The 17,892-nt window shown below is 59.1% G+C and carries 19 protein-coding genes; 1 reads left to right on the top strand and 18 read right to left on the bottom strand.

Annotated elements, in window-relative coordinates:
• Positions 1 to 13: 13 nt before the first annotated feature.
• From ACXADQ_RS19025 to ACXADQ_RS18940, 18 genes are all read right to left on the bottom strand, one after another.
• Positions 14 to 1,294, bottom strand: a complete 1,281-nt coding sequence (locus ACXADQ_RS19025; protein ID WP_475325001.1) for a TRAP transporter large permease — start codon at positions 1,292 to 1,294, stop codon at positions 14 to 16.
• A 1-nt stretch (position 1,295) separates the two neighbouring features.
• Positions 1,296 to 1,832 carry a TRAP transporter small permease gene (locus ACXADQ_RS19020; RefSeq protein WP_475324996.1) on the bottom strand — a complete coding sequence of 179 codons (537 nt, stop codon included), beginning with the start codon at positions 1,830 to 1,832 and terminating at the stop codon, positions 1,296 to 1,298.
• A 6-nt stretch (positions 1,833 to 1,838) separates the two neighbouring features.
• Positions 1,839 to 2,948, bottom strand: a complete 1,110-nt coding sequence (locus tag ACXADQ_RS19015) for a C4-dicarboxylate TRAP transporter substrate-binding protein (RefSeq protein ID WP_475324994.1) — start codon at positions 2,946 to 2,948, stop codon at positions 1,839 to 1,841.
• Positions 2,949 to 3,219: 271 nt separating this feature from the next.
• Complete coding sequence (locus ACXADQ_RS19010; protein ID WP_475324992.1) at positions 3,220 to 4,056, bottom strand: NAD(P)-dependent oxidoreductase; 837 nt, start codon at positions 4,054 to 4,056, stop codon at positions 3,220 to 3,222.
• A complete protein-coding gene (locus tag ACXADQ_RS19005) occupies positions 4,014 to 5,330 on the bottom strand; it encodes an ATPase (protein WP_475324990.1) in 1,317 nt (438 codons plus the stop codon). Before ACXADQ_RS19005 ends, ACXADQ_RS19010 begins: the two co-directional genes overlap by 43 nt.
• 84 nt (positions 5,331 to 5,414) lie before the next feature.
• Positions 5,415 to 5,936: a prepilin peptidase gene (locus tag ACXADQ_RS19000; protein WP_475324988.1), complete on the bottom strand. Its 522-nt coding sequence runs from the start codon at positions 5,934 to 5,936 to the stop codon at positions 5,415 to 5,417.
• Between the two features lie 16 nt (positions 5,937 to 5,952).
• Complete coding sequence (locus ACXADQ_RS18995; protein ID WP_475324986.1) at positions 5,953 to 6,810, bottom strand: tetratricopeptide repeat protein; 858 nt, start codon at positions 6,808 to 6,810, stop codon at positions 5,953 to 5,955.
• Positions 6,811 to 6,840: 30 nt separating this feature from the next.
• The gene (locus ACXADQ_RS18990) at positions 6,841 to 7,404 is read right to left on the bottom strand and encodes a tetratricopeptide repeat protein (protein ID WP_475324982.1); all 564 of its coding nucleotides are present in this window, start codon (positions 7,402 to 7,404) and stop codon (positions 6,841 to 6,843) included.
• 8 nt (positions 7,405 to 7,412) lie between these two features.
• On the bottom strand, positions 7,413 to 8,378 hold the full coding sequence (locus ACXADQ_RS18985) for a type II secretion system F family protein (RefSeq protein ID WP_475324977.1): 966 nt from the start codon (positions 8,376 to 8,378) through the stop codon (positions 7,413 to 7,415).
• A gap of 11 nt (positions 8,379 to 8,389) precedes the next feature.
• Entirely contained in the window at positions 8,390 to 9,358 is a 969-nt protein-coding gene (locus tag ACXADQ_RS18980) for a type II secretion system F family protein (protein WP_475324973.1), read from the bottom strand.
• Positions 9,359 to 9,363: 5 nt separating this feature from the next.
• Positions 9,364 to 10,812: a CpaF family protein gene (locus ACXADQ_RS18975; protein WP_475324968.1), complete on the bottom strand. Its 1,449-nt coding sequence runs from the start codon at positions 10,810 to 10,812 to the stop codon at positions 9,364 to 9,366.
• 17 nt (positions 10,813 to 10,829) lie between these two features.
• Positions 10,830 to 12,080 (bottom strand): CpaE/TadZ family protein, encoded by a 1,251-nt coding sequence (locus tag ACXADQ_RS18970; RefSeq protein WP_475324964.1) that lies wholly within the window; start codon positions 12,078 to 12,080, stop codon positions 10,830 to 10,832.
• A gap of 225 nt (positions 12,081 to 12,305) precedes the next feature.
• On the bottom strand, positions 12,306 to 12,971 hold the full coding sequence (locus ACXADQ_RS18965) for an OmpA family protein (RefSeq protein WP_475324961.1): 666 nt from the start codon (positions 12,969 to 12,971) through the stop codon (positions 12,306 to 12,308).
• A gap of 4 nt (positions 12,972 to 12,975) precedes the next feature.
• On the bottom strand, positions 12,976 to 14,409 hold the full coding sequence (locus ACXADQ_RS18960; RefSeq protein WP_475324958.1) for a type II and III secretion system protein family protein: 1,434 nt from the start codon (positions 14,407 to 14,409) through the stop codon (positions 12,976 to 12,978).
• Between the two features lie 219 nt (positions 14,410 to 14,628).
• Positions 14,629 to 15,501: a Flp pilus assembly protein CpaB gene (gene cpaB, locus ACXADQ_RS18955; protein WP_475324954.1), complete on the bottom strand. Its 873-nt coding sequence runs from the start codon at positions 15,499 to 15,501 to the stop codon at positions 14,629 to 14,631.
• A gap of 205 nt (positions 15,502 to 15,706) precedes the next feature.
• A complete protein-coding gene (locus ACXADQ_RS18950) occupies positions 15,707 to 15,901 on the bottom strand; it encodes a hypothetical protein (RefSeq protein WP_475324949.1) in 195 nt (64 codons plus the stop codon).
• Positions 15,902 to 16,086: 185 nt separating this feature from the next.
• Entirely contained in the window at positions 16,087 to 16,278 is a 192-nt protein-coding gene (locus ACXADQ_RS18945; RefSeq protein WP_475324945.1) for a hypothetical protein, read from the bottom strand.
• A 239-nt stretch (positions 16,279 to 16,517) separates the two neighbouring features.
• Positions 16,518 to 16,712, bottom strand: coding sequence for a hypothetical protein (locus ACXADQ_RS18940; protein WP_475324942.1), 195 nt, complete (start codon positions 16,710 to 16,712; stop codon positions 16,518 to 16,520).
• 344 nt (positions 16,713 to 17,056) lie between these two features.
• On the opposite strand from ACXADQ_RS18940, the gene ACXADQ_RS18935 reads away from it, so the two are divergent.
• Positions 17,057 to 17,875, top strand: coding sequence for a lytic transglycosylase domain-containing protein (locus tag ACXADQ_RS18935; protein WP_475324937.1), 819 nt, complete (start codon positions 17,057 to 17,059; stop codon positions 17,873 to 17,875).
• Positions 17,876 to 17,892 lie beyond the last annotated feature (17 nt).

The raw sequence follows: 17,892 nt of genomic DNA, 5'->3' as shown, positions 1-17,892 counted from the left end.
TGAGCGCTGTTCGTCAGAACAACGAGTGCGTGGCCAACATACCCACCACCAGCAGCAGATCAGCCGCTAGGAAGGGCAGGATTCCGGCGAAGATCTGTTCAAGCTTCACGAAATCCTTGGCGACCGAGTGGATAACGAACACGTTTAACCCCACGGGTGGCGTGATCATCCCGATCTCCAGCAGTTTGGCCAGCAGGATGCCGAACCAGATCACGTCGATGCCCAGATCCTTGATCAGCGGCAGGAACAGCGGCAGCGTCAGCAGCATGGCGCCGATCGGTTCCAGGAACATGCCCAGAGCCAGATAGATCAGCGTGATCAGGATCAGGATGCCCAGAACGCCCAGGCCCAGGCTTTCGATGCCAGTGCCGATCCAGCGCGACAGGCCGGATAGGGCCACCAGACGGGTGAACAGGTTCGCACCAATGGCAATCATGAACAACGAGCCCGAGGACAACAGCGTATCCACGCAGCTTTCGCTGAACAGCTTCCATGTCAGGGTGCGGCGTGCGATGCCGATGACGATGGCGATGACGGCACCAACAGCGCCGGCCTCGGTTGCGGTGAACAGACCCGAGAACAGGCCACCAAACACCACAAAGATCATCAGCAGAACCGGCCAGACCTCGCGCAGGCCATCCATGCGTTCCTCCCAGGTGGAGGCAGCAGCACGGGGCAGGCGCTCGGGGGCGAGCCAGTAGTTGATCAGAACCGCACCGATATACAGCGCCAGCGAGATCACACCGACAACCAGGCCGCCCATGAACAGCTTGGTGATCGACACCTCGGCCTGAATACCGAACAGGATCAGCAGGATCGAGGGCGGGATCAACGCGCCAATGGTGCCACCCGCAGCAACCGAGCCCGTGGCAATGCGGATGTCATAGCCCTGGCGGTGCATTTCTGGCACTGCGATCCGGCCAATCGCGGCCGAACAGGCAATGGACGAGCCGGTCACGGCGGCAAACCCGCCAGCCCCAGCCAGCGAAGCAATCGCCAGACCACCGGGCATCCAGCCCAGCCAGGCCCGCGCACCTTCAAACATGCCTCGGGTCAGGCCCGAGTGATAGGCCACATAGCCCATCAACAGGAACATCGGCACCGAGGACAGAGTCCAGCTGGCGGCAAAGTTATAGGGAACAGTGGACAGCATCGACATGGCAGGGCGTTCGCCCACCACGGCCCAGATGCCCACGAAGGAAACAAAGACCAGTGCTACGGCAATCGGCACGCGCAGCATGATCAAGGCCAGTACGCCAACGACGCACAGGATACCAATCGTCATCGGATCCATTTTACTTTTCCTCTTCGATCGGTTCGGTGATCATCATCGTGTCCGCGTGGACGTCTTTGAAACGACCGGTGAACACTTGATACAGGCGCAGCAGCACCACGATGAACATCAGGCCAAAACATACTGGCAGAATCCAGGTGCCCGGCCAGGTGTAGAAGTCTATCGTGCCGGCCTCGACATAGGCGCCACGGCTGGTTTTGCTGACAGCTTCTCGGAAGGTGCCAAAGGCCAGGATGCCATAGACAAACAGCGACAGGATAAAGCCCAACCCATAGATCGGGGTATGCGTCCATTTCGGCATCATGTCGGTAAAGATGGATGCTTCGACATGGCGACGCTGAAGCTCGGCATAGGCGATAGGCAGAAAGCTGACCGCCAGCATGTAATATTTAGAAACGAGTTCTGCGGTGGCCGGGAACCCAGCCCCCACCAGATTGCGCATCGCCACGTCGATCACGATCTGAAGCGCCATCAGAATTAAGATGGCGCTCCCGACCCATTTCGTCGTGGCCGCGATGAAACGGTCCGCGAAATGCATGGTGACTTACAGACCGTACTTCGAGTAGTCGATCTTGTCCCAGATCTCGGCGAAGCGCAGTTCGGCCAGCTCAGCAGGGGTGCTTACGTCTTTGACCAGCTCGCTCCACTTGGCCAGCAGGGCCTCGTAACGGGCGATCTTTTCAGCCGCGTTGGTCACGCCACGCTTTTCCAGGGTCGCAGCAGCCGATTTCAGGTGTGCGGCACGGAATTCAGCGCCTTTGGCCTTCATTTCGTCGCTGGGGGTGATGAACTCGATACCCTTTTCAGCACCGGTCGAACGGGCGTCGTTGGTCTTGTCGATCCAGCTCTGGATGCCGATGGTCTGAGCGTACTGACCCGAATGAGCCAGGGCCTTGCGATCTTCGGGCGACATGCGGTCCCACAGGATGTTGGACACGTTGGTCATGGCAGCAGCGTTGAACACGCCCTGGTCGACCAGGGTCACGGCTTTGACAACGTCATACAGCTGCGCGTTCTTCAGGTCAGCAACCGACGAGTAGGTGGCGTCGATCACACCCGAGGACAGGCCTTCGAACAGTTCCGACGAGGGCATCTGAACCGGCTCGGCGCCCAGGCTTTCAACAAAGCGGGTGAAAACCGAACCAGCGGTACGGATGCGCAGGCCTTTCATGTCTTCCAGACCGTTGATCGGCTTGGTCGACAGGAACTGGTAGTTGGTGGTGGCGTCCGACCCCAGGAAGACGTGGCCGTTGGCTTTGAACTCGGCCTGGCACTCGGCGCAGGTCGCGATGTACTCGGTCACAGCCGAGGCAATGGCGCGGTTGTCGGTGCCCAGGATGGACAGCTCGCCCACCAGACCGCTTTCGGGATAGTCCGCAGCAAAGTAAGGCAGGATGATCGGACCCATGTCCGAGATACCGTCGCGCAGACCGGTGTTCATCTCGTTGGGCGCCAGCAGACCCGACGGGGTGTCATAGCCAGTCCAGCGACCGTCGGTCAGCTCGGACATTTTGGCGAACAGTGCGGGGTAGCCGTCGGTGGCCAGCACGTGGCTGGGGCCAAAGGACGAGGTTGCGCGGATTTCTTCCGCAACCGCGGGAACGGCGACGGCGGCGCTCAGCACAGCAGCCGAAAATACGTGTTTCAGGTTCATTTGTATCCCTCCCTAGGGCATCTGAAAGTGTTCCTTGGCTTCGGGCACAGCCAAGCCGTTGCCGGAATTGCATGATCCGGTTTAGGGGCGGCGTGGCTGGCGCAAAGCTTTGGGCCGTTTATCCAGTGCTAAGGTGCGGTGGCACCTTTGGTCTCAAGTCCTCCGAGTGACCAGACTGGACAGCTTGGATAATACATAAAGCAGATCAATTTTAAATCGCCCTAGGCATGAATTGTATGCATAGACGAATATCGGTCTGGTCAATGGAGGTCTATTTACGGGGGGTAAGACGGCGCAGAAGGGCCTGAATGGCGCGCGGGGCGTCCAAGTCTGCCTCTTTTGGCGCGGCATCCAGGGCACTTTCGACATCTTTGACGAGAATTGCAATGCTGTTGTCGGCTTCCAGGCCATCGCGGGCGAACTCGATCTGATCGAAATGCGAGGCAAACCAGTTCTGCCCCGAAGAATCATGCATCAGCTTCAGCAGTGCCTCGGGATCCAGATCCGCCTGGTCCGCCCAATCCAGAACCATCCGCGTCAGCGCTGTGTTGGCCGCCGCCAGAATGTTGTTCAGCACCTTGGCCTGCATCCCGTTGCCAAAGGGGCCCATCCGATGGAAATGCGCGCCCATCGCGTCGAACAAAGGTTGCGTCGCCTCCAGATCGGCCGCTGTGCCGCCCAGCATAAAGGACAGCCTGCGTTCCTGCGCGGCAATCGCAGCCCCCGACATGGGCGCGTCGATCAATGTGATCTGGGCCGGAATCCGGTCGCGTAGAGCGCGGACATATTTGGGGGACAGCGTTGAACAGATAATGATCCGCCGCAGGGTAGGGCAATCGGCGAAAGCCTGGTCCGTGAACAGGACCTCTTCGGTCTGTTCGATATCACGCACAACCGAGATCAGCGTGTGCAGACCATCGGCAAACCCGGCGCGGCCCAGCATCAGCGGGGCCAGATCGCCAAATGCTTCGGTCGGCCGCACATCAAAGCCACGGGCCGCAAACCCCGCGGCGTGCAGGGCCGCCAGCATAGGCGCGCCCATCCGGCCGCAGCCGGCAACGCCGATTACTTCACGATTGTTTCGTCTTTCACGAACATGTTCGCCCATGCGCGGTCAATCAGCTCCGGTGTCATCTGATAGGGGATGCCTTCAAACTCGCAGATTGAAATCATCTGATCAATCAGGAACACCGGTTGGTAGTTGGCATAGACGTTGTCGATGGTGGGGTACTTGTTTTGCAACAGGTGCACCAAGGCGTCCTCGTCCAGAGGCATGCCCTTCTTGCGCGCGACCAGAGCGAAGATTTTCAGGAAGTTTTCCTGGCTCGGCCCGTCGATTTTGATCTTAAAGAAGATCCGGCGCAAAGCGGCCTGGTCGAAAATCTCGTTCGGGTGGAAGTTGGTCGAGAAAATCACCAGCGTGTCGAACGGCACTTCGAATTTTTCGCCCGATTGCAGGGCCAGGATGTCTTTGCCTTCCTCCAGCGGAACGATCCAGCGGTTGACCAGCGATTGCGGCGGTTCGGCTTGGCGGCCAAGGTCATCCACGATGAAAATCCCGCCAGAGGATTTGAATTGCAGCGGCGCCTGATAGGTGCGGGCCGTGGGGTTATAGACCAAGTCCAGCATGTCCAGCGACAGCTCGCCCCCGGTGATCACGGTAGGGCGATCACAGCGCACATAGCGCGTATCAAAGGTCACGCGGCGACGCAGGCTGTTGGGGTCGTCCTGTTCCACCTCGGCGGCGGAATGCACGATCGGGTCGTAAACGGTGATCACCTGACCGGAATATTCGATGGCGCGTGGCACATAGATCTTGTCGCCCATCGCGTCGCGAATCCCGTTCGAGATCGAGGATTTCCCGTTGCCCGGCGGGCCATACATCAGGATTGAACGCCCCGAGCTGACAGCCGGCCCAAGGTTGCCCAGCAGATCAGGGGGCAGCACCAGATGGCCCATCGCGTCGGTCAGCTGTTGGCGCGTGATCTGAATGTTGCGGATCGACTGGCGTTTGACCTGCTCGCGATAGACATCCATCGGCACCGGCATCGCGCCAAAATATTCAGACTGAGACAGCGCGTCCAGCGCACGTGCCTTGCCCGCATCGGTCAGCTGATACCCCATTTCGTTGCCATTGTTGGCGTTCAGGGTGCCGGTCGCCTCCAGCAGGCGCTGTTCGCGGGCCATGTCCACCAGTTCCTGAGTCACGCGGCGGGGCAGGCAGATGGCCTCGGAAATATCGCTGACCATGCTGACATTCTTGCGAAACAACGTCTTCAGCAGGATGTCCCGCATCATCGGCAGCGGCAGCTGCATGTCCTCCAGATCGACCGGGGGCGGAGGCGGGGTCACCGCCGAGGTTTGCGGAGCTTGCATGTTCATAAGCGCAATTCCTGTCCAGACTTCCTGAACAGATTGCCGGAACAAGGTGGCAAAAAGATGGACGCAAAGGGAAAATCTGGCGCTTTAGGCCCCGAAAATTGCACCCAGCAACAGGTACAAAGACAGCGCACTGGCCAGCGGCAACCCCATGGGGAAGTCGCGCTTGCGGCTCCAGCTTTCCCATTCGGGGGCCAGGTTGCGCAAGGGGGAATGCTTGGCCAAGCGATGCGTCACGAACCCGGCCAACAGGCAGGCCGCGAATAGTGCGATCAGAAACCGATAGTCGGCTAGCGCTATATAGGGCGCGGCGGCGGCGGCGAATTTCGCGTCTCCGGCCCCGACCAGACCCGCAGCATTCAGCACGATCCCGATCAGCAGAACGATGACCAGATGCAGCAATTGCCAACCCACGGTTTGCAAGGGCATCAGAAAGGGCGCAACGCCGACAAACAGGATCGCCAGGATCATCACCGATTTATTGGGGATGCGCATGGACTTCATGTCCGACCAGGCCACCCAGACGCAAATCGGCAGCGTCAGGACAAAGAACACCAGCCCGGCAGTTGCGGGCAGGTGCATGGAGAAATCCGAAAAGAACTGAGCCACGAGCCGCGATCCGATGTCAGTTCGTGACGTTGTTTTCCAGCGCCCGCAGGCTGCGCACGGCGGCCTCGAAATGCTGGGGATGCGTTTCAATCGCGTCACGCAGCAGGCCTTTGCCCGTGCTGACATCGCCTTGTTTCACGGCGCTCAGACCCAAGGTATGCAGCAATTGCGCGCGTTCGGTCTGGGACATCGGAATGACAGGCAGCGAATAGTTGCGCTGCGCCCCACGCGCCAGAACCAGGTTGTTTTTCGCGGTGAACAGCTTGTCGTCGTTGCGGATGGCATCGGTGAACAGGCGCTCGGCCTCGGTGAAATCTCCGCGCGTCAGCTTTGAATAGCCCCAGTTGTTCAGCACGCCAGCGGGGCGCGTCGTCAGGCCCACGGCGATTTCATAGAAACTGTCGGCCTTTTTCCATTCCTTGTTGGAATCGGCGACCATGGCCTCCAGCCGGTAGCGTTTGAAGGTCTCAAAGGTCGGCGGAACGGCGTCCAGAACGGCATCGGCGTCATCCCATTTCCCGGTGCGGATCAAGGCATCGGCCAGATCAACATGGTCGTCATTGGTGGCATCGGGATGGGCGGCGACCTGGCGCCAAACCGGCACGGCCTCGGTCGGGCGCCCGGCCCGGATCAGCGAGGTCGCAAGCCCGCGTTTGAGATCAATCCGATCTGGGGCGTCCTTGACCGAGCGCTGGAAATAGGTCACGGCCTCGTTCGGGTCGGCCACGGTCAGCATGATATCGGAAAGATTGTTCTGATCCACCGCGTTCACGGCCGAGATCGCACGATCAACATCATTTCCGCGCATCTGATCGCAAGCGGAAATGCCAAGTGCCCCGGTTAGGCACAGGATTAACGTGAGTGGGTGGCGCATTTGTTGCGTCCTTTTACTGCTCTTGCCCAATCATGGTATCTGGCGGATCAGGTAGTCGCTGCTACCACGCCGTACCAATTTATAATCTTGTTCTTGTTCAGCATCATAGGGGGTTTTTTCGGATTTTGCGAGTGCCAAGCGCAAATTATCGCGGATTGAGTCACTTTCGCCATCATCCAGCGCATAGGCTTTCTGGAAAATCTGCGTCGCTTCGGCGATTTTGCCTCGTTCCATCAGCACCACACCCAGATTGTTCCAGACCTCGGGGATGGCCTCGTCCGTGGCGACGGCGCGCTGCAACAGAGTTTCGGCCTGGCCCAGACGCCCCAGCCCCAGGTTGGCCGAGCCCATACCCGCCAGGATATCGACGGTCAGCCCGTCCTCGAGCGCGGCGCGGGTATAGGATTTCAGGGCCAGTTCATATTCGCCCGCATCCATCAGGCGTTGCGCCACCAACAGATTGGCGACCGCTGTGCCGCGTTTGGAAACCCCGGGGGCGGTGACCCCATCGCGCGACGCACCAAGGCCACCCGTTGAACAGGCGGCCAGGCTAAGGGCGATCAGCAGGGCGATCCCCGCCTTGAGTGTTGTCATTTATCTGCTCACTTGCCCAGATCCAGAATACCAATCGCCGATGGCGCGACCAAGATGATCAGCAGCGGCGGAACGGTCAGGATCATTGTGGCAAGTGTCATCTTGGTGGGCAACTTGTTTGCCTTCTCTTCGGCGCGCATCACACGTTTATCCCGCATTTCCCCGGCGTAAACACGCAGCGCTTCGGCGATCGAGGTACCGAAAGTGGCCGATTGTACCAGCACAGTCACAAAGCTGGACACGTCAGGCACGCCACAACGATCCCCCATATCGGCCAGAACCGAGGCCTTGTCTTTACCAGCCTTGATCTGGTGGCTGACGATCTCGAATTCGTCGGCCAGCGCAGGGAACGAGCTGCGGATTTCGCGCGCCACGCGGATGATCGACTGGTCCAGCGACTGGCCGGCCTCGACACAGACCAGCATCATGTCCAGCGCATCGGGGAAGCCTTCGGTGATCTCTTCCTGGCGTTTTTGCTGGCGCTTGGTGACCCAGTATTTGGGCAGCATATAGCCCGCACAGCCCGGCCCCAGAATCCACATCATGGTCTGCTGCGTGGTCGGGTCCTGGCCGGACAGAACGAACAGGAAGTACAGCGTACCGATGGCCAAACCACCCAGACCCAGCGCAAATTGGGCAAAGTGATAGAACCGCACCGCGTCTTTGGTCTGATACCCCGCCTGCATCAGCTTTTGCTGCACGGCCGAGTATTCTTTTTCGTCCTGCGGCTCGAGGAAGTTCGAATATTTTTCCAGCTTGTCGTTGCTTTTGGCAGTCCGCAACGAGGCCTGGGCTTTTTGCTCTTTCTTTTTGCGCTGCTCGGGGGTTTCGTTCAGCTTTTCCAGAGGGTCACCCTTCTGGTTCAGAAAGATCAGGATGGCCGCGATGATCAGGGCAAGCGCCAGAAAACCAATCAACAGGACGGGGCCAAAAGCGCCCAGTTCCGGGCCGAGGATGGCGGTAAAGATATCCATGGTGCTTCTCCTCAGACCTTGATGTTCACAAGCATGCGCATGACGAACAGGTTCACCGTCAGGAACCCGCCCACCGCGATACAGGCGGGGATGAACAGCGCGTGATCCAGCACGTTGTCATAGTAATGTGGGTCCATCACGTTGATCGCGATCAGCGCCAGAACCGGGAAGCCCGACAGGAATTTGCCCGACCATTGGGCCTCGGCGGTGATGGCTTTCACGCGGCGGAACAGCTTGAACCGCGCGCGGATCACCTTGGCCAGACCGGCCAGAATTTCAGCCAGGTTACCGCCCGATTGCTGCTGGATGGTCACGGCCACAGCCAGGAAACGCAAATCCTGCATGTCCAGGCGTTCGGCCATGTCCTTGAGCGCTTCGCCCACGTCGCGACCATACTGGGCCTCGTCCGCGATCATGCCGAATTCGGTGGCCAGGGGGTCGGCGACCTCTTTGGCGACGATCTGAATGGCCGAGCTGAACGGGTGCCCCACGCGCAAGCTGCGCACCATCAGTTCCACCGCGTCGGGCAGTTGTTCTTCGATCATGCCCATGCGTTTCTTGGCCTTGGAGTTCACCCAGAAATAGATGCCGCCAATGCCCATCGCGATGGATACGCCAATGCGGATCGGCACCGAGGTTTCCGTGCCCACGGTCAAGCCGACGAAAGCCACCACGGTCAGCAGGCCCATCATCATGATCAGCTGAGTCGGGGTAAAGGCAATCGCGGCCTTTTGCGCCCGGTCGGCCAGCATCGCGTAGATCGGGATCGAGCGCGACTTCATGTGCTGGCTCATCTCCTTGCGGAGCGTTTCCATCACCTCGGCGCGGTTGGTGCCTTTTTCCAGCATCTCCAACCGGCGGTTCACGCGGCTGTTCAGGCTGATCGAGCGGCCAAACACGGTTAGATACACACCTTCGACCAGCACCAGAACGCCGACGAAGATCAGACCGTAAATCAGAGGTTCCATTGAAATGGCCATGGGCGTTACTCCGCTGCGACGGGTTCAAAGAGGGACGGGGGCAGATCATAGCCCCACAGGCGGAACCGTTCCGAGAAGTGCGAGCGCACGCCGGTTGCGGTGAAATGGCCGATGATCTTGTTTTCCGGGGTCAGGCCGACGCGTTGAAACCGGAAGATTTCCTGCATCGAGATCACCTCACCCTCCATCCCGGTGATTTCAGTGATCGAGGTCATCCGGCGCGAACCGTCCTGCAAGCGGCTGGCCTGGACGATCAGGTTCACAGCCGAGGAAATCTGGCTGCGCACGGCCTTGATGGGCATTTCGATCCCGGCCATGGCGATCATATTTTCCAGACGGCTGACACCATCGCGGGCACTGTTGGCGTGGATCGTGGTCATCGAGCCGTCATGGCCGGTGTTCATGGCCTGCAACATGTCGATCACCTCTTCGCCGCGGGTTTCCCCCACGATGATCCGGTCCGGACGCATCCGCAGGGCGTTGCGCAGACAGTCACGCTGGCTGACCTCGCCCTTGCCTTCGACGTTGGGCGGGCGGCTTTCCATCCGGCCCACGTGAACCTGTTGCAGCTGAAGTTCCGCCGTATCCTCGATCGTCAGAATACGTTCCGAGTTATCAATGAACGAGGACAGCGCGTTCAGCGTGGTCGTTTTACCAGAACCGGTACCGCCCGACACGATCACGTTCAGACGGGTGGCCACAGCGGCCTGCAAATAGGCGGCCATTTCCTCGGAAAACGCACCAAAGCGCACCAGGTCGTCAATGCCCAGCTTGTCCTTTTTGAACTTACGAATGGACACCAGCGATCCATCCACGGCCACCGGGGGCACCATGGCGTTGAAACGCGAGCCATCGGCCAGACGGGCGTCAACATAGGGGTTGGATTCATCAACACGGCGGCCCACGGCGGACACGATCTTGTCGATGATCCGCAGCAGGTGCTTTTCGTCCTTGAAGGTGATGTCGCTCAGCTCCAGCTTACCCGCGCGTTCCACAAAGATGCGGTGGGGGCCGTTCACCAGAATATCGTTGACGGTTTCGTCTTGCAGCAAAGCCTCGAGCGGGCCCAGACCAGTGACTTCGTCATAGAGTTCCTGGTTCAGGGTCGAGCGATCCTCGCGGTTCAGCACGATGCCTTTTTCTTCCAGGATCTCTGTCGAAATGGCACTGATTTCTGCGCGCAGTTCGGCCTCGGATGCGCTTTCCAGTGCGCCAAGGTTCAGGTTGTCCAGCAGGGCACGGTGCAGTTCCAGCTTGATCTCGGCCAGGCGCTCTTTGCGTTTGCGTTCCTTGTCGGCGGCAGGGGCCTGAGCCGCCACTTTGGGCATCGGTTTGCGGATCGCGACAGGTTTCTTATCGGCGGCTGCCTCGGGGGCGGCGGCCGGTTTCGGGGCTGCCGGGGCCGCAGCGCGGGCGGTCGTGGGGGCATTCGGCTTCTTGTAACGAGAAAACATGTACTTTCCCCTATTCCTTAAACGGCTTCGGCTTCTTGCTGGCCGATCTCGTGCAGATCATGTGCCAGTTTCGCGATTTCTTTACGCAGCGGGTTCTTGGCGGCGCTCTGCGCCAAAGGTTGACCGTGATCGCCAGCCTGGACGACAGGTTTGCCGCCATCCGGCATCAATACATCGATCGAGATCCCAAGGCTTTCGGCCAGGCGCTTGACACGGGATTTTCCGTTCAGATCGGTGAATTTCGGGGCGCGGTTCAAAACAAAGCGCAGCTTGTCAAAGGGCAGGTCCTCGGATTGCAGGGCGCGTTTCAGGCGCAGCGCATTCTGGGCCGAGCGCATGTCCAGTTCCAGCGTGGCCAGGTACACGTGCGCAGCCGACAGAACGGCCTCGGTCCAGATGACCAGGGTCTTGGGCATGTCGATCACGACATAGTCAAAGTGACGGCGCGCTTGTTCGATCACGGCCATGATGTCTTCTGGTGTCAGCAGATCCAGCGGAATGATGTCCGCAGGCGAGGTCAGGACCTGCAAGTTGTCATCGTCCCCCATCAGGGCCTGCATGAACACGTCATCATCCATGTTTTCCGTGTCTGACAGCATTTCAAACACGGCCTCGCGGCGGGGCAGGTCGAAATAGGTCGAGACCGAGCCGAATTGCAGATCGAAATCCAGAATGCAGACGCGCGGTTGGGGTTCACCCTTTTTGGCGACATGGGACAGCTCCCATCCCAGGTTCACGGCCAAGGTCGTGGCACCAGTGCCGCCCGCCAGACCATGCACAGCGATCACGACACCTTCGCGATTGTGTTTGGATTTCGCCGGCGCCGCGGGCTGGGCCTGGGTATATTGAGGTTCAGGTTCGGGCGTGCGCAGACGTTCTACGGCTGCCATCAATTCGTTTTCGGGCAAGGGGTAGGGGACGAACTCGTCGGCCCCCTGGCGCAGCAACTGGTGCAAGGCGGCCGGAGTCACGTCATCGGCGATCAGGATCACCTTGATCCCGCGCAGCTTGGCCTGGCTGATGATATCGCCTAGCAGCACCAGGTTGCTTTCGTCCTCGGCATCGATGGCCATGGCGATGAATTCCAGGGTCTCGGCATCGGGTTGCTGGAAAAAGGCCAGCGCATCGCCAAAGCCCAGATCGCCCCAGCTTTCGCCCAGCAGGGTTTCCATATCCTCGATCAGCAAATCGAAATTCTGCACATCCCGGCTGATGGTACAAGCCAACAGGGGGCTTGCCTCGGGTTGCAGGTTTGCTTCACTCGTCATCGCCTTGTCTTCCTTTTCAGGTTTGCGAACAAAAGGCCGGAGCGTGGCGTTGACGTGCGTTTGCTGCCCCAACCTGAGTTCACGGCGCCCCAACCACGGAGCACACCAATCCCATTGCAGATAAAATCGCGGTCAACTTGGGCGGAATTAGGGCCAAAAGATCGTAATTGTTGGAAATCTTGTGACGATCACCGGAAATCGGGCGGATTGTTCAAGTCGCTGATTTTATTGGGTTGTCGCGAACTCTGATCCTTCGATCGAGCTCAGACCCGTCGCGGGTTCGGCACTTTTGATATACTCGCGATAAACGACTTCGGCGTATTTGCCATCCAGGATCGTGGGGTGACGTTTCACGAAGCCGCTGACCTCGGTCACGGTGCGGCGATTGCGCCGTTCGCGGCCCTCGGTCACGATCAGAGGCTGGGTTTCCCCGAACGAGACGACGGCCTCCAGACGTTTGCGGCTGATCCCTTGGGACGCAAGATAGGCCACTACGGACCGCGCACGGCGCAGCCCCAGACGTTTGTTATACGCGTTCGAGCCCACAGCATCGGTGTGGCCATACACGCGGAACGTCACCTCGGGGTATTGCAAAATCCAGCTGGCTTGTTTGCGCAGCGCCACGCGGGCGTTTTCATCCAGTTGAGCTGAGTTGAAGGCAAAGGTCACGGTTGACCCGACTTCGGCATCGAAACGGCGCGCCAGGTCCACGACATAGCTTTTCTCTCCGCTCATCACCATGGTGTTGTTCATGGTCGAATTGCCGAAATCACCGCCCGCGATCAGCGCCCCAGCTTCACGAGTGAAGCTGGAATAGGATTTGGTTCCAGCGCATCCGGTCAGGGCGACGGTCCCAATCAGCAAAGCGGGAAGAACGGAAAGTTTTGCCATTATATCAATCCATTACATAGCCATAAGAACCGCTGAAATCCTGCCGCGCGACTTCGCCGGCAGCCCCTTTCAGGCGGCGGGACCCATCCCGGGCAACCTTGCCATTCAGGAACAGGTCTTTCTCGGATGGCGGCATGATGCGGTCGGTCGGCAGGGCCAGAACCTCGCCCCGGGTGGGCGTTACCAGATGGGCGGTGATGATGATCACCAGCTCGGATTGCGAGCGCTGATACTGGGCGCTGCGAAACAGCGTGCCCAGGATCGGAATGTCGCCCAGCCACGGCACCTGGCCGTTGGTATCGATGAATTCATCCTGCAACAGACCCGCAACGGCAAAGCTTTCACCATCGCGCAGCTCTACCGTGGTCGAGGTTTCCCGGCGACGGAACGCGTCAATTGTAAAGGCGTTCGAAGTGAACCCGTTGGTCGGGTCCAGCGAGGACACCGCGGCCTCGAGTTCCAGATTGATCAGATCGCCATCGACGACGCGGGGGATAAAGTTCAGCTCGACCCCGAAAGGTTTGAATTCGACAGTCACCGAGCCGCTTTCCTGACTGACCGGCACCGGATATTCGCCACCGGCCAGGAACTTGGCCTCTTGGCCCGACAATGCGGTCAGGTTGGGTTCGGCCAGCGTGCGCACAACCCCTTTGGTTTCAAGCGCTTCCAGCAACAGGCCAACTTCGACCGATCCCGCGCCAAAGCCGAACAGCAGCGCGCCGTTTGCCTCGGATGTTGCGGGGATGGTCCCCGTTAGCGAGTTGCCCTGAGAGCCCGAGTTGTTGTTGGTGTTGGTGCCGCCCGAAACGTTGGCGTCGCCACCGAAAATGCCCCCATCCAGCGCCAGCGATGTGCTGAGCGACTTCGAGACGTTGCGCTCCATTTCGGCAAAGCGGACCTTCAGCATGACCTGTTGAACACCGCCCACGCTCATCAGATTGGAAACGCGTTCGGGGGCATAGCGCTCGGCCAGATCCAGGGCACGTTGCAAACGCGCCGCGCTGGATACGGTGCCTGACAGGACAATGCCGTCATTGGCGGTGCGAACTTCGATTTTCTCGCCGGGTAGGATTTGGCCCAGGCGTTGTTTGAATTCGGTGATGTCTGCGGCAACCACGACGTCCACATTGGTTAGCAACCGCCCGGCCGCATCCAGAATGGTCAGGGTGGTGACGCCGGGCGATTTGCCCAGAACATAGATCGTGCGATCAGACAGAGACGAGATATCGGCAATCGCTGGGTTTGCGATCGAGAGCTCGGCAAAGGATTGGTCGCTTTCAACCACGACCGCTCGGTTCATCGGGACATTCAGCGTCGACGATGTGCCTTGTTTGACCACGCGCAACGATTGCGCCTGGGCGTGCGTGCCCAGTGCAGATAGTCCAATTGCGAAGGACAGCCCAAAGCTGGCTGCTTTCAAGAACGATACTAATTTCATGTGACCTGCCTTTTCGATCACGCCTCGGAAACGGGTCTTTGCGCCCGATATTTTATGCCACCATGCGGGAAAACCGGAAACTTTGCAAGAATCAATAGGTTCGAGGCCAATCCTGCGGTGGTTCGGGGCGCGTTTGCGCGTCTGATGCGGCGAAATTGCAACGGGGCGGCCTGTTTTCAGACCGCCCCGACGGGTGTTTGGTGTGCCCATGTTTCTGGATCAATTGGTGCAGGGGATCGGGATTTGCACCACTTCCGAGCCGCGGCGGGTGCGGATCGTGCAGACTTTTTCCTTTTGCGCGACTTGCTCTTGGACGACGGGTTCTTCGTCTTTGATGCCCAGCAAAGAGCGCAGATCAACCTCGACCGATTGGGCTACGGTGTCGTCTTCGGCGCCGACCAAGGCCAGCGACAGACGGCCACTGGACTGAGCCTGGGCCAGGGCAGCGACCTGTTGCGAATTGGCGGTGACGGTCACGGTGCGCGCGATGGCGGTTTCGGCGTCGTCCCCATTGGCGGTTTGGTCCACTGCGATCAGCTGAATGTTTGGCTGGATCAGTTTGGTGACTTCGCGACGATCCCCGCGCGCACCTGCGCCGATCTCGCCGGTCCAGTAGACATCAACGACATCCCCCGGCCGCAAGAAACCGGACACGCCCGTGGCAACGTCTACCTTGATGGTAAAGGCGCGCATGCCCTTTTTCAGGCGCGAGGTCAGACCAGCGTCTTCGCCCGGTTCTGTGACTTTGATGGCCATCACGGCCTCGTTCGGTTCCATCGCGCGCAAGACAATCCTGCGCATGTCCGGATTCTTGGGATCCGGGAACAGCTCGTCCGCGGTTTTAAAGACACCTTCGGGCAGGGATTGTTCCGGCCATTTGACGAAACGCACATCCTCGGTCTTCAGGACCTCTCCATAGCGCAGCGCGCGTTTGGCCACGATCACATCCACAGTTTGGATGATCTGGGCCTTGGCGGCATTCGCGGCGGCCAGTTCGTTTTGGTAGCCGGAAATATAGTTCTTGGCCATGTAGACGGCAAAGCCCGCAAGGGCCAGACCAGCGACCAACACAAGTCCAAAGACGGCGCGCATGACGTTTCCTTTCGATGCTCGATTGCCTGTCGTCGGAAGACCGACGGGATCAGGACCAGATGTATTTCCTGAATGTGGCTGAATGATGCCCGCGCCCGGGCAGTTTGCGGGCGCTTTGGTGAAGCGAACAAAAAGAGCCGCACGATTGCGCGGCTCTTTCGATCTCTGCGTCGGGCCGGTTTCAGGCCCGAGGGATCACACCCTATTAGCTGCCGATGGTGGTCGTCGCGTCAGCAGTGTTCAGAGCGGTGGTCATCTCGGTGGTCAGCGTCGAGGTCGACAATTCCACTGCGGTGAAGGCGGCAACGCCCAGGCCAACAACGGCTGCGGTCAGAACGACCCAGTCAACAGTCACGGCGCCGTTTTCGTCTTTGCGGAAGTTTTTGATGAACTTGATCATGGTAGTGTCCCTTTCTGGTTTGGTTTCTGCAGAACCGCGTTATGGGCCTCTCTCACCTTGCCCCGCCGTTCCGAACTGGCTTTAATCTGATCCTGAAATCGGGCCGGAATTGGGCAGGATCGGAACCTTTTCAGGAAGATTGCGGATCGTTTTTATGCCCAACCGGAAATTTGATACGCGCGGCGTTACTCGAATGTGGTGGTGGCGTCGGCGGCGTTCAGCGCCACCTGGGTTCGTCCGGTCACAGTGCCGACGGGGGCCTCGACCAGGGGGACGATCGCGATGATCAATCCAATAATGCCTGCTGTCAGAACGACCCAATCGATCGTTACTGCACCATCTTCGTCCTTGCGAAAAGAGAGCCTGCGCTTTGCCATTCCAGAGCCTTTCAATATTACCTGACGCTTGGCCCCCCAGGGCGGCGCCGTATCATCACATCGCAATTTGTCGTTCCGAAATGGCGAAAGCCGGACACAATTGCGGCAAAACAGGTTGGCTTCGGTAAAATTGTAGTCGTTGACAACGCACCGGCGCCGAATGAAAAGAGCCGCGAAACGGGCGCGGCTCTTCCTGTTCTCGTACTGACGTCCGCTCAGGACATCAGGATCACGCGCTATTAGCTGCCGATGGTGGTCGTGGCGTCAGCAGTGTTCAGAGCGGTGGTCATTTCGGTGGTCAGCGTCGAGGTCGAGGATTCGACAGCAGCGAAAGCTGCAACGCCCAGGCCAACAACAGCTGCGGTCAGAACGACCCAGTCAACAGTCACGGCGCCGTTTTCGTCTTTGCGGAAGTTTTTGATGAACTTGATCATGGTATTAGTCCTTTGGTTCGGTTTGCTCAGTTTTCTTACCTCGGCGTTAAGGCTGCCTCTCTGTGCCTGTCCCGTCGTGGTATGCTTAGATATAGCCAGTGGATTGGGGCGAGACTTGGGCGCGAAAAAAGCAAAAATTTAGTTTTTGGTAAGGTTTTCAAAATTTCTTTCAAGATGCTGAAAAGTATAGATAAAATTTTGGTTTTTTCGGAAATTGACTCCGCGAGGCACCCGAATATGGCGAAAATTCCAGATTTCAGCGGGGAAATGGGCCGTATTGCTGGCCAGAAGTCCCGATTTTTGCGAGACTCGCGAAAAGAAAACGAGCAGTTCAGGCAAAAAAGATGAAGATCGCATTAAAACGGCTGGCCGTCGCGACCGTCTTGGCATTGGCAACCGGTGCCGCAGCGGACAGTCCGCCGCCATTTCCCGACTTTACCTTTAAACGGGTCAAGCCGCCCAGTGCGGACACGTCCAGGCGTATCACGGTGCAAATCGCGCCAAAGGCTCAGGCGACGGCGCGACCCGAACCAACGACAGACAGCACTGCCCAACCGACCCTTGCGGCCAGCGCGCAATATGAATGGTTCTGGTCCGATGTTTCCCCAGACCTTAGCGACAGCGGGCCCGGCCGACTAGAGCCCGCGCTGACCAGCCTGGCCAATCCCCCGGCAGGCGAGGGCGTCCCTGCGCCTCGGTTGTCGACATTGCTAGGCATTGCCAAGGACCGAAACGCCGACCTGTTGCTGAATACAGTCGGAACGCGCGTATCCCCTGCGCTGGCCTTGGCGGTGATCGCGGTGGAATCGGGGGGGCGTGCTGATGCGGTCAGCGGGGCCGGGGCGCAAGGCCTGATGCAGTTGATCCCGGCCACGGCGGATCGGTTCGGGGTCGAGGACGCGTTGGACGCGACGCAAAACATTCGGGGTGGCGTCACCTATCTGAACTGGTTGCTAGAGGAGTTCGGCGGAGATCCGATTTTGGCGCTGGCGGCCTATAACGCCGGAGAGAACGCCGTGCGCAAACACGAGGGCGTGCCACCCTATGCCGAAACCCGCGCCTATGTGCCCAAGGTTCTGGCGGCCTTTGCGGCGGCACGTGGTCTGTGCAAAACGCCGCCACAGCTGATCTCAGATGGCTGCGTGTTCAATCTGGGGCTTTGAACAGAAAGACCCGGCCA

The sequence above is a fragment of the Thalassovita sp. ABM4_323 genome, from assembly GCF_056158665.1.
This window is presented reverse-complemented; position numbering and strand designations above follow the sequence as displayed.

Excerpts from the sequence above, each read along its gene's own strand:
- ACXADQ_RS18970 (WP_475324964.1), bottom strand. The coding sequence starts at position 12,080 with ATGACGAGTGAAGCAAACCTGCAACCCGAGGCAAGCCCCCTGTTGGCT.
- ACXADQ_RS19025 (WP_475325001.1), bottom strand. The coding sequence starts at position 1,294 with ATGGATCCGATGACGATTGGTATCCTGTGCGTCGTTGGCGTACTGGCC.
- ACXADQ_RS18945 (WP_475324945.1), bottom strand. The coding sequence starts at position 16,278 with ATGGCAAAGCGCAGGCTCTCTTTTCGCAAGGACGAAGATGGTGCAGTA.
- ACXADQ_RS18990 (WP_475324982.1), bottom strand. The coding sequence starts at position 7,404 with ATGACAACACTCAAGGCGGGGATCGCCCTGCTGATCGCCCTTAGCCTG.
- ACXADQ_RS18935 (WP_475324937.1), top strand. The coding sequence starts at position 17,057 with ATGAAGATCGCATTAAAACGGCTGGCCGTCGCGACCGTCTTGGCATTG.
- ACXADQ_RS18950 (WP_475324949.1), bottom strand. The coding sequence starts at position 15,901 with ATGATCAAGTTCATCAAAAACTTCCGCAAAGACGAAAACGGCGCCGTG.
- ACXADQ_RS18965 (WP_475324961.1), bottom strand. The coding sequence starts at position 12,971 with ATGGCAAAACTTTCCGTTCTTCCCGCTTTGCTGATTGGGACCGTCGCC.
- ACXADQ_RS18995 (WP_475324986.1), bottom strand. The coding sequence starts at position 6,810 with ATGCGCCACCCACTCACGTTAATCCTGTGCCTAACCGGGGCACTTGGC.
- ACXADQ_RS19005 (WP_475324990.1), bottom strand. The coding sequence starts at position 5,330 with ATGAACATGCAAGCTCCGCAAACCTCGGCGGTGACCCCGCCTCCGCCC.
- ACXADQ_RS18985 (WP_475324977.1), bottom strand. The coding sequence starts at position 8,378 with ATGGATATCTTTACCGCCATCCTCGGCCCGGAACTGGGCGCTTTTGGC.
- cpaB (WP_475324954.1), bottom strand. The coding sequence starts at position 15,501 with ATGCGCGCCGTCTTTGGACTTGTGTTGGTCGCTGGTCTGGCCCTTGCG.
- ACXADQ_RS18960 (WP_475324958.1), bottom strand. The coding sequence starts at position 14,409 with ATGAAATTAGTATCGTTCTTGAAAGCAGCCAGCTTTGGGCTGTCCTTC.
- ACXADQ_RS18940 (WP_475324942.1), bottom strand. The coding sequence starts at position 16,712 with ATGATCAAGTTCATCAAAAACTTCCGCAAAGACGAAAACGGCGCCGTG.
- ACXADQ_RS19010 (WP_475324992.1), bottom strand. The coding sequence starts at position 4,056 with ATGGGCGAACATGTTCGTGAAAGACGAAACAATCGTGAAGTAATCGGC.
- ACXADQ_RS19020 (WP_475324996.1), bottom strand. The coding sequence starts at position 1,832 with ATGCATTTCGCGGACCGTTTCATCGCGGCCACGACGAAATGGGTCGGG.
- ACXADQ_RS18975 (WP_475324968.1), bottom strand. The coding sequence starts at position 10,812 with ATGTTTTCTCGTTACAAGAAGCCGAATGCCCCCACGACCGCCCGCGCT.
- ACXADQ_RS19015 (WP_475324994.1), bottom strand. The coding sequence starts at position 2,948 with ATGAACCTGAAACACGTATTTTCGGCTGCTGTGCTGAGCGCCGCCGTC.
- ACXADQ_RS18980 (WP_475324973.1), bottom strand. The coding sequence starts at position 9,358 with ATGGCCATTTCAATGGAACCTCTGATTTACGGTCTGATCTTCGTCGGC.